Genomic DNA, 10279 nt, shown 5'->3' with positions numbered 1-10279 from the left:
AGTGTTGCAATCGCAAGAAAATCAGGCTGTTTGAAGATTTTAGCATAGCACCGCTATGGTAAAATCTTCAAACAGCAACGAAGTGGCTGATTTTAAAGCGATTTCAGCACGTAATAGAATGTCTATTACATATTTCGGGTTAAAAGTCTATGAAGAAAATTTCACTTGAAGAAATGGTATGATTTTCACGGAATAATTTTTACCTTATAAGTACTTTTCCCACCATAAACGAAAAAATATGAGGAAAATAGACAGTCTATTAATAGAATATGGCACCAGCCATCAAAACCCAACCAATAAAATCATTCACTGGTTTTGTGTTCCTGCCATCTTTTTCAGTATTGTTGGACTGATATACAGTATACCGCCAGGACCTTTAGCAAGTTTGGATTATTTGTTGAGTAATTTCACCAATTGGGCCACTGTCACTTTAATTCTTGTCTTGTACTATTATGTTACCCTCTCTTTTCCTTTGGCCTTAGGTATGTTTTTATTTTCAGCAGTATGTTTGTCTGTTGCGGACTTATTAACCTTGTATTTACCTTTCCCCCTATGGCTTTTTTGCACCGTTCTTTTCATCGTCGCCTGGATTTTCCAATTTTATGGACATAAAATTGAAGGCAAAAAACCTTCTTTCTTAAAGGATTTACAATTCCTATTAATCGGCCCTGCATGGCTGATGCATTTCATTTATAAGCGTTTAGGTTTAGCTTACTGAATAAACAAAACAGTCCCTTGGACAATCTCTTCTTGGATCAATTATTTTCATAACGATTCCTTAGCACTGTTTTCTCTTTATTATAGTATATTCAAACCCATTTGTTTCAATTCCTATAACTATGAACTCTTTTATATTAGCAGTTGCGGAATTACCCTTACTGTCCGACATAGTAGTAATCTTTGGCTTAGCTACCTTAGTAATTTTGCTCTTTATGAGACTCAAGTTACCCACCATTATCGGGTACTTACTCACAGGAGCCATTGCAGGTCCCTATGGACTCTCCCTTGTATATGCTTCCACTGCTGTGGAAGTTTTATCAGAGATAGGCGTAATTTTATTGCTATTTGTAATCGGCCTAGAGTTTTCTCTTAAAAGCTTAATGGCCATTAAAAAGGCTGTATTTATTGGGGGAAGCCTACAGGTGACCCTTACCATTGGAGTCACTGCATTGATCAGTTACCTGTTTGGTTTTGATTGGAACATCGCTGTATTCTTTGGTTTCCTCTTTGCATTAAGTAGTACCGCCATTGTATTAAAGTTGTTGCAGGAGTCTGGACAGGTAAATACCATTTCAGGACGTACCACCTTGGCCATTTTGATTTTCCAGGACATCATTATTGTCCCATTGGTACTATTCACCCCTATGCTTGCCGGAGAGTCTGACAATGTCCTCCTTTCGCTCTTCTACCTCGCGCTTAAAGGAGGTCTGGTAATCGTTCTCACCATCATCAGTGCTAAATACCTTATCCCTCAGTTATTGTACAGGGTGGCTAAAACAAAAAATGAAGAACTTTTCCTTTTAAGCATCATCGTAACATGTTTTGCTGTTGCTTATGTCACCTCTTTACTTGGTCTATCCCTTGGTTTGGGGGCATTCTTGGCGGGTTTGATTATCAGTGAATCCGAGTATAGCCACCACGCTACGGGTAAAATTTTACCCTTTAGAGAAATATTTCTGAGTTTCTTTTTCGTTTCGGTAGGGATGTTGTTTGATATCAGTTTTTTGGCCGAACACTTCTTGCTTATATTGGTTTTAGTAGCCCTTACTTTTGTGGTAAAATTCACGGTTACCTCCTTAGCTGTAAAGTCCTTAGGAACGAGCTATAAAGAATCCTTTATAGTGGGTTTTTCAATCTTCCAAGTGGGTGAATTCTCGCTCTTGCTTGCTAAAGAAGGTTTGAAATATGAATTGCTGGACAATACTACTTATCAGTTCTTCTTGGCCATCTCAATATTGACAATGATCATCACCCCCTTTGTGCTCAAGCAAAGGGAAAATCTCGCTTGCAAAGTACTTAACATTCCTATGCCTCAGAAATTCAAGAAAAAGCTTGAACAAAAAACTCAGGTTCCTGAGCTTAACCTTGAAAAAGACTCGCTTAATGACCATTTGGTCATCATAGGTTATGGTTTGAATGGGAGAAATCTTTCCAGAGCAGCGAAAAGGGCAAAAATCCCTTATGTAATTATTGAGATGAACCCTGAAACTGTAAAAGTAGAGGCAGCAAAAGGCGAACCCATTGTCTATGGTGACGCGGCCAATGCTGTGGTATTGGAGCATGTTCAAATTCACAAAGCCAGGGTGGCTGTTATTGCCATTTCAAACCAACCTGCTACGAGTGGAATAATTGAGAACATCAGGACAGCGTCTCAAAGTGTATTTATAATTGTAAGAACAAGGTACGTCAATGAGATCGAATCTATGCTCAACCAAGGCGCTGATGAAGTGATTCCTGAAGAATTTGAAACGTCAATAGAAATATTCACAAGGGTACTGTACAAGTACCTCGTTCCAAAAGGAGAGATTGATGATTTTACCAACGATGTGAGACACCACAATTATGAGGTTTTTCGTACCCCTTCAAATGACAGCTCAGTACCTACTTTGGACATTCCTGAAATAAACTTTGCTGGGATAAAAATCGAAAAAGACCATGGCACTTATATAGGTAAATCATTAAAAGACAGCAACCTGAGAGGAAACACCGGAATTAATTTAGTAGCTATAAAAAGAGATGGAAAAACAGTAACAGAAATCACCGGCAATACCAAGGTCAAATTGGGAGACATTGTTTATGTGGTTGGAAAACCAGAGGCTTTAGAGCTTTTTGAAGAAGAAGTAGGTATTAGCTAAATAATCGTCAATAAAAAAGCCCTGTCATTGAATCCTGACAGGGCTTTTCTTATTTTTAACTCCAAAGAAATTGCTACTAAATAATTAGCATTGCATCTCCATAACTGAAGAATTTATAATTTTCCTTGATTCCTTCTTGATAAGCTTTCATGATAAGGTCATAACCACCAAAGGCTGACGCTGTCATCAATAAAGTAGACTCAGGCAAATGAAAATTGGTAATCAATGCATTTGCGATTTTGAATTCATATGGAGGAATAATAAACTTATCTGTCCATCCACTGCTAGATTTCAATCTACCATTGGCCGTAACAGAAGACTCTATTGTTTTCAATGAAGTGGTCCCTACAGAAACAACTCTTTTCTTTTGGTCCAGAGCAGTATTGACCAAGTCAACTGTTTCTTGAGGAATGTCATAATTTTCAGAATCCATCTTGTGCTTGGTAAGGTCTTCTACATCCACTTGTCTGAATGTTCCCAATCCAATATGCAAGGTAATAGGGCTTACCTCCACACCTTTTATTTCAAGGCGTTTCATCAAATGAGGGGTAAAATGAAGACCTGCCGTAGGAGCAGCAACAGCACCTACATGCTGAGCAAAGATGGTTTGATACCTTTCCCTGTCTGCATCTACTACGTCCCTTTCAATAAAATCTTTCAATATAGGCGTTTCACCAAGCGTATCTATGGTCTTGTAGAATTCCTCATCAGTACCGTCGAAAAGAAATCGAATGGTTCGGCCTCTTGAAGTAGTGTTGTCAATCACTTCAGCTACCAAATCACTGTCCCCAAAATAAAGCTTGTTACCAACCCTTATTTTTCTGGCAGGATCTACCAAAACATCCCATAGCCTAAGTTCCTGATTGAGTTCTCTTAATAAAAAGACTTCGATCTTCGCACCGGTTTTTTCTTTATTACCATAAAGTCTGGCAGGAAATACTTTAGTATTGTTGGTTACAAATACATCCCCTGTATCAAAATAATCGATGACATCTTTGAAAACTTTATGTTCTATTTTACCAGTATCTTTATGAATAACCATCAATCTGGACTCATCCCTGTTCTCTGGTGGATGAAGGGCAATAAGTTTTTTTGGAATTTCAAACTTGAAATCTGATAACTTCATATGTATATATTTAGGAAATACCTATTAAACGTAATTATCGTAAAAAATGCAAAGTTAATAAGAATTAAGCCAGATTCTATTTATATTGTCAAATTGTTTTAAATAATATTGAAATTTGATCGTATTCAGACTTATTTGGGAGAGCTTTCGCTTCGCGATGGATGCATTGAAGTCTAATTTGACAAGGACTATCCTTTCTTTATTAGGCGTTACTGTAGGTATCTTTGCTATCATTGCTGTTTTTACGCTTGTGGACTCACTTGAAAAAAACATCAAAGACAGTCTTACCTTTCTAGGCAGCAATGTAGTTCGGGTTGACCGCTTCCCATTTGCTGCCGGAGGCCAAAACTATCCTTGGTGGAGGTATTTCAGGAGACCTCCTGGAACTTATGCTGAATTTACTTTCTTAGAAGAACGATTAAAAAGTGCCCACTCAGTTACCATTTCTGCCAATACCAGAACAACAGTAAAATCAGGCAGTAACGCTTATGAGATGGCCAATTTGGATGGGGTTGTGTTCAACCACAAAGATGTCTACGACATTCCCATCGACAAAGGGCGATTTTTTACAGAAATGGAAATCAATGCAGCAAGAAATGTTGCTATAATTGGGGTTAAGATTGGGAATGCGCTATTTCCTGGCCAAAGCCCAATTGGGAAAACCTTTAAAATTAAAGGATTGAAGTTCACCGTTATCGGTGTCTTTGTAGAAGAAGGTGAAGGGCTATTTGACGCCCCATCCAAGGACGAGGCTTTATTGGTACCTTACGGTGCTTTCAGTAAACTGTTCTATGTGGGAAAAAATGGCATAGAGCCAATAATTGCCGCCAAAGGATTGGATGATGACCCTGGGCTTGTGATGCTGGAAAATGAAATGGCAGGGCTGCTGAGGGCAAAAAGAGGATTAAAACCGACGGCTGAAAACAATTTCGCATTAAACAAATCAGAGTTTATTCAAGATGCTGTAGGTTCTATCTTTGCCGTAATATCTATTGCAGGAGGTGTAATTGGAGGTTTCTCTATTTTAATTGGAGGATTTGGAATCGCCAACATTATGTTTGTATCCGTAAAAGAGCGCACTGGTATTATTGGTATTCAAAAGTCTCTTGGAGCTAAAAATTATTTTATCCTGCTTCAATTTCTATTCGAAGCCACAGTGTTAAGTCTTATTGGTGGTTTGTCAGGACTTTTAATTGTTTATGCTGCCACTTTTGTCTCTTTGGGCAACCTGGAGATTATTCTCACCTTTAAAAATATTCTCCTTGGATTGGTATTGTCTTCCGCTATAGGTATTATTTCCGGAATTATTCCCGCCTCATTGGCAGCCAAAATGGATCCGGTAGTTGCTATCAGAATGTGACAACCACTACCGGAGGTAATTATTTTAAGCCTAAATAAATTTATTCTGCAGCCTTGCTGCTCTTTTTACTCGACTTGGCTTTTTCCTTATCTGATTTAATTATACCAGCTTTTTCTTTAATCTTGAATTCTATTTCATCCATTAATTCAGGATTGTCCAAAAGAAGGTTTTTCACTGCATCTCTTCCTTGTCCCAATTTATTGCCTTCATAAGAAAACCATGAACCTGCCTTCTTGACGATTTCAAATTCCACACCTAGGTCAATGATCTCCCCTACTTTGGAAATACCTTCACCATACATGATGTCAAACTCTACCACTTTAAATGGAGGAGAAACCTTGTTCTTAACTACTTTAACTTTGGTTCTATTTCCAAGAATATTGTCCGGCCCATCTTTTATTTGACCAATTCTACGGATATCTAATCTTACAGAAGCATAAAACTTAAGTGCATTACCACCCGTGGTTGTTTCAGGATTACCAAACATTACGCCTATCTTCTCTCTCAACTGATTGATAAAGATACAAGCACAACCTGTTTTGTTAATCGCTCCTGTGAGCTTCCTTAAGGCCTGAGACATCAACCTGGCCTGAAGTCCCATTTTGGAATCCCCCATTTCACCTTCAAGTTCACCCTTAGGAACCAAAGCAGCTACGGAGTCAATCACGATAATATCAATGGCACCGGACCTGATAAGGTGCTCTGTAATTTCCAAAGCCTGCTCACCACTATCGGGCTGGGAGATGAGCAAATTCTCAGTATCTATCCCCAACTTTTCTGCATAAGCCTTGTCAAATGCATGTTCAGCATCTATAAATGCAGCCAGACCACCTGCTTTTTGTGCCTCAGCTATGCAATGCATAGACAAGGTGGTTTTACCAGATGATTCCGGACCATATATCTCTATGACTCTCCCTCTCGGTACTCCTCCTATGCCTAGGGCCATGTCCAAGCCTAAGGATCCTGTAGAAATAGCAGGTACATCAAGTACCACATTATCGCTCAATTTCATTACAGTCCCTTTGCCGTAAGTTTTTTCCAACTTATCCAGGGTAAGCTGGAGGGCTTTTAATTTTTCAGTATTTCCACTCATAGTCTCTCTTCAGATATTCACTAATGTTCATTCCTAATGTGAAAGTAAACATTAGGGAGATCATTAACAACTATTGAATAACCATTGTTAGCGCAATTCATTATAGTACATTTGGATAATCAAACATCAGTCTCTGAAATCCACAATGGTATGAACTTTGAAGTAAACCAATTAAAAAAGGCATGATCATGTACTTTCAATCTCTTGTCATAGTATTGTTGTTGTTCTTTCAAACGGCCTCAACAAATCAATTCCCGGTCAAAAAAAACGATGCTTTCACCAAAGGAGAGACCCTCACTTTTAATGTGAGTTATTTTCTCTTCAATGCTGCAGAAGCCAAAATGGTCATTGACGATAACATCCACTATATCAATGGAAAACCCACTTATAAGGTCGATGTATATGGCAAAACCCTTAATATTTTCAAATTATTTTATGTAAAAGACAATTGGGGAAGTTATATTGACACTGCCCAAATTATACCTTATAGATCCTATAGGCACATCGAAGAGGGCAATTATAGAAAACATGAAATAATTGATTTTGACCATCAGGACAGAGTGGCCACCCAGAAATTATTCGACAGGGAAAATGAAACAATTACCAAAAGAAAAACCTACGACATCCCATACCAGGTTCAAGACATCGTCAGTGGTTATTATCAACTACGCACAATGGATTTCACAGGGTTAAAAAAAGGTGATAAAATAAACATCAAAGGTTTTTTTGACGAGAAAAATTATAACCTAAAATTAACATACGAAGGGATGGATGATATTTCCACAGATATTGGGGATTTTGACACCCATATTTTCAGTCCTGAAATGCCAAGTAACAAACTCTTCAGGGGTAAAAAACCCATAAAAATATGGATTACGGCAGATGAGAATCGAATTCCTGTCAAAATAAAGGCAAGCATGGTAGTAGGATCTATTAATATGGAAATTGTCTCTGCAGAGGGGTTAAGAAACAATTAATTAACATTAAATTAAAACTTAATTCACATAGATTGATTTTTACGACTGCCTGCTTCTATGAATGAGCTTGGTCACGGTCAATACATCTATTTGTCTTTTTATAATTCTTATCTTTGGGAATAAATTTAAACGAATTGTTTTTAAGGAATTCAAACAATGGGTAGTAATCAAAAGCAAAGGGTATTGGTCGTAGATGATGAGGAAGACATCATTGAAATCCTAACCTATAACCTGGAAAAAGAAGGCTATGAGGTCAACTCAGCAAGCGACGGTATCAATGCAGTAAAAAAAGCTGCTGTATTCAAACCTGACATCATCCTATTGGATATCATGATGCCCAATCAAGATGGGGTAGAAACTTGCAGACAACTGAGAGAAAACCCTGACTTAAAAAACACCTTTATTATATTCCTAACGGCCAGGTCAGAGGAATACTCAGAAGTAGCTGCATTTGATGTAGGAGCAGATGACTATATCCACAAACCAATTAAACCAAGAGCACTCGTAAGCCGTATTGCGGCTTTGTTTCGGCGTGAAATAAAAAAAGAAGCCGATACAACCAAAATCTCCATTAAAGATTTGGTAATCGATCGAACCAGTTTCACTCTAGTGAAGGATGGCCAATTAATTGTCCTACCCAAGAAAGAATTTGAGCTGTTGCACTTTTTGGCAAAAAACCCCAATACTGTATTTAGTAGGGACGAATTGCTAAAAAATATCTGGGGAACAGACGTTTTTGTTTTAGCCAGAACGGTGGATGTACACATCCGTAAGATAAGAGAAAAAATAGGTGAGGATTATATCTTTACTGTAAAAGGAGTTGGCTATAAATTCAATACATGATCAACACCTCAAAAGGTATTGCTTTTGGGCTTGCCATCTCTATAGCCTTATTATTGGTAGCCTTTTTATCCCTTTTGGAGGCTTCCAATTCTATTATATTATTGGCAGCAGGAACGCTGACTTTTTCCATTGCCTACCTTCTGATTCACCTCAGTCTTGAATACCTGATCTTCAGAGAAATTGGCAATATCTATAACGTACTGGAAAAAATTCAAAAAAAAGACACCAGCTTTAAGGCTACCAACAGAATAAAAGCTTCCCTCCCACCGCTGAAAAGCATCCAAGCCAATATTCATGACTACGCAGCAGCCAAAAATAGAGAAATTGAAACCTTACAAAAGAATGAAACCTTCAGAAGGGAATTTTTTGCTGACATTTCTCATGAACTAAAAACCCCTATTTTTGCAGCTCAGGGTTATATCCACACCTTAATGGACGGGGCAGTAGAAGACCATACCGTTAGGGATAAATTTTTAAAACGAGCAGCCAAAAGCCTTAACAACCTTGAAGACTTGGTGCAAGATTTGATTACCATCAATCAAATTGAAAGTGGGTTTATTCGCTTTCATCCTAGCAATTTTGACCTGAAAGAATCCATTCAGGAAGTCGTAGAACAATTGGAAGGAAAAGCCCTTAAAAGGGACATCCATATAATTTTCAAATATGACAAAGAAACGAGTTACCAAACTTACGCTGACAAGGACAAAATTTTCAGGGTTTTACAAAACCTTGTCTCCAATGCCATCAAATACAATAAAGACAGTGGTACTGTTACCATTCAAATCAACGACCACAAAAACCATTTCACGGTAAAAGTCAAAGACCAGGGCATAGGCATCCACCCGGATGACCTTAAGCGTATATTTGAGCGTTTTTATAGGGTAGAAAAAAGCCGTTCTAGAGAAAAAGGAGGTACAGGACTCGGTTTGGCCATCGTCAAGCATATTTTAGAAGGACACCAGTCCAAGATAGCCGTCAGTTCTACCCCCGGAAAGGGCTCTGTTTTTAGTTTTGAGCTACCTCATGCTACTAAGGTTATGGAGGTGCAGGGAGGCAAATCAAAAAAATAAACCCAAGTGTTTTCAAATAGGCTTTTTTTTATTGGCTAATTTCGGAACTTTGTATCGAAACACAACGGTATGAAAAAGATCGATTTTAAATCATTGGTAGTTAAAGAAACTGATGATTACCTTATAGTCAACAAGCCTCCTTACTTCCCTACGCTAGAAGATAGACATGAGGCGCAAAATATGCTTGCTTTGGCCAGACTGGAATTTACGGACATCCAGGTTTGTCACCGACTGGACAAGGAAACATCAGGTTGTTTGGTTTTTGCCAAAAACCCTGAAGCCTACCGCAACCTTGCGATGCAGTTTGAAGACAGAAAAGTTGAAAAAGTTTACCATGCGGTAGCTGAGGGAATACATGATTTTGATGGTATCCTTGTGGACAGGAACCTTTCTGCCAGCAAAAATGGCATTGCACGGATCGTGGCCAATGGCAAGCCTGCCCAAACCATTTTTAAAACTGTCAAAAGTTACTTCGCCCATACTCTTATTGCCTGTAAACCAATTACCGGCCGTCTGCATCAAATTCGGATTCATCTGGCTTACTTGGGAGCGCCCATTTGTGGGGACGAGCTTTATGGTGGCAAGCCACTGTTCTTATCCAGTCTTAAACGCAAGTTTAACCTGAAAAAAGACACCGAAGAGCGTCCCATAATGCAGCGGGTAGCCCTACATGCTTTTGCCATTTCCTTTACAGACCTTTCCGGAGAAAAAATAAGTGCAGAAGCACCTTACCCCAAGGATTTCGCGGTAATGATCAAACAACTAGAAAAAACCAGTAAATAGTTGTGATTTTGTCAGCATTGTTGCAGAAAAGAGCAACAATACCGCCAAAATCATATCAACGGATAATTTACTAAACCAGTGGCTGAGGCCACTGGCTACAAAAATATCACCCCTACCGGGGTTTAGATTACGAACAAGTTATTACGTGGCTCAAAAAATCATTGTGCAGGGT

General features: G+C 38.6%; 9 protein-coding genes. 7 read left to right on the top strand and 2 right to left on the bottom strand.

Annotated elements, in window-relative coordinates; all coding sequences use genetic code 11:
* The first annotated feature begins 238 nt into the window (after positions 1-238).
* A complete protein-coding gene (locus AC13EX_RS08580; protein ID WP_048640392.1) occupies positions 239-718 on the top strand; it encodes an Mpo1 family 2-hydroxy fatty acid dioxygenase in 480 nt (159 codons plus the stop codon).
* 121 nt (positions 719-839) lie between these two features.
* Entirely contained in the window at positions 840-2855 is a 2016-nt protein-coding gene (locus tag AC13EX_RS08575) for a monovalent cation:proton antiporter family protein (RefSeq protein WP_482892341.1), read from the top strand.
* A gap of 76 nt (positions 2856-2931) precedes the next feature.
* Here AC13EX_RS08575 and queA read toward each other — a convergent pair whose 3' ends face one another.
* The gene (gene queA, locus AC13EX_RS08570) at positions 2932-3981 is read right to left on the bottom strand and encodes a tRNA preQ1(34) S-adenosylmethionine ribosyltransferase-isomerase QueA (RefSeq protein WP_339716520.1); all 1050 of its coding nucleotides are present in this window, start codon (positions 3979-3981) and stop codon (positions 2932-2934) included.
* Positions 3982-4096: 115 nt separating this feature from the next.
* Between queA and AC13EX_RS08565 the strand changes: the two genes are divergently transcribed.
* Complete coding sequence (locus tag AC13EX_RS08565; RefSeq protein ID WP_482892339.1) at positions 4097-5341, top strand: ABC transporter permease; 1245 nt, start codon at positions 4097-4099, stop codon at positions 5339-5341.
* 40 nt (positions 5342-5381) lie between these two features.
* On the opposite strand, the gene recA is transcribed toward AC13EX_RS08565, so the two are convergent.
* On the bottom strand, positions 5382-6434 hold the full coding sequence (gene recA, locus AC13EX_RS08560; protein ID WP_048640396.1) for a recombinase RecA: 1053 nt from the start codon (positions 6432-6434) through the stop codon (positions 5382-5384).
* Between the two features lie 182 nt (positions 6435-6616).
* Here recA and AC13EX_RS08555 point away from each other — a divergent pair, with 182 nt between their 5' ends.
* The 4 genes from AC13EX_RS08555 to AC13EX_RS08540 all read left to right on the top strand — a co-directional run bounded on the left by AC13EX_RS08555 (position 6617) and on the right by AC13EX_RS08540 (position 10107).
* Positions 6617-7411 carry a DUF3108 domain-containing protein gene (locus tag AC13EX_RS08555; RefSeq protein WP_157470252.1) on the top strand — a complete coding sequence of 265 codons (795 nt, stop codon included), beginning with the start codon at positions 6617-6619 and terminating at the stop codon, positions 7409-7411.
* A 156-nt stretch (positions 7412-7567) separates the two neighbouring features.
* Positions 7568-8254 carry a response regulator transcription factor gene (locus AC13EX_RS08550; RefSeq protein ID WP_048640398.1) on the top strand — a complete coding sequence of 229 codons (687 nt, stop codon included), beginning with the start codon at positions 7568-7570 and terminating at the stop codon, positions 8252-8254.
* Entirely contained in the window at positions 8251-9324 is a 1074-nt protein-coding gene (locus AC13EX_RS08545) for a sensor histidine kinase (RefSeq protein ID WP_482892337.1), read from the top strand. The genes AC13EX_RS08550 and AC13EX_RS08545 overlap by 4 nt, the downstream gene beginning before the upstream one ends.
* 69 nt (positions 9325-9393) lie before the next feature.
* A complete protein-coding gene (locus tag AC13EX_RS08540; protein ID WP_482892336.1) occupies positions 9394-10107 on the top strand; it encodes an RluA family pseudouridine synthase in 714 nt (237 codons plus the stop codon).
* Positions 10108-10279: the final 172 nt, after the last annotated feature.

Source organism: Cyclobacterium sp. L-R (genome assembly GCF_056859355.1).
Note: the sequence above shows the minus strand (reverse complement) of the source record. Positions and strands in the feature narration are given on the sequence as shown.

Coding starts and splice junctions, on each gene's coding strand:
- AC13EX_RS08540 (WP_482892336.1), top strand. CDS start 9,394: ATGAAAAAGATCGATTTTAAATCATTGGTAGTTAAAGAAACTGATGAT.
- AC13EX_RS08545 (WP_482892337.1), top strand. CDS start 8,251: ATGATCAACACCTCAAAAGGTATTGCTTTTGGGCTTGCCATCTCTATA.
- queA (WP_339716520.1), bottom strand. CDS start 3,981: ATGAAGTTATCAGATTTCAAGTTTGAAATTCCAAAAAAACTTATTGCC.
- AC13EX_RS08550 (WP_048640398.1), top strand. CDS start 7,568: ATGGGTAGTAATCAAAAGCAAAGGGTATTGGTCGTAGATGATGAGGAA.
- recA (WP_048640396.1), bottom strand. CDS start 6,434: ATGAGTGGAAATACTGAAAAATTAAAAGCCCTCCAGCTTACCCTGGAT.
- AC13EX_RS08575 (WP_482892341.1), top strand. CDS start 840: ATGAACTCTTTTATATTAGCAGTTGCGGAATTACCCTTACTGTCCGAC.
- AC13EX_RS08580 (WP_048640392.1), top strand. CDS start 239: ATGAGGAAAATAGACAGTCTATTAATAGAATATGGCACCAGCCATCAA.
- AC13EX_RS08555 (WP_157470252.1), top strand. CDS start 6,617: ATGATCATGTACTTTCAATCTCTTGTCATAGTATTGTTGTTGTTCTTT.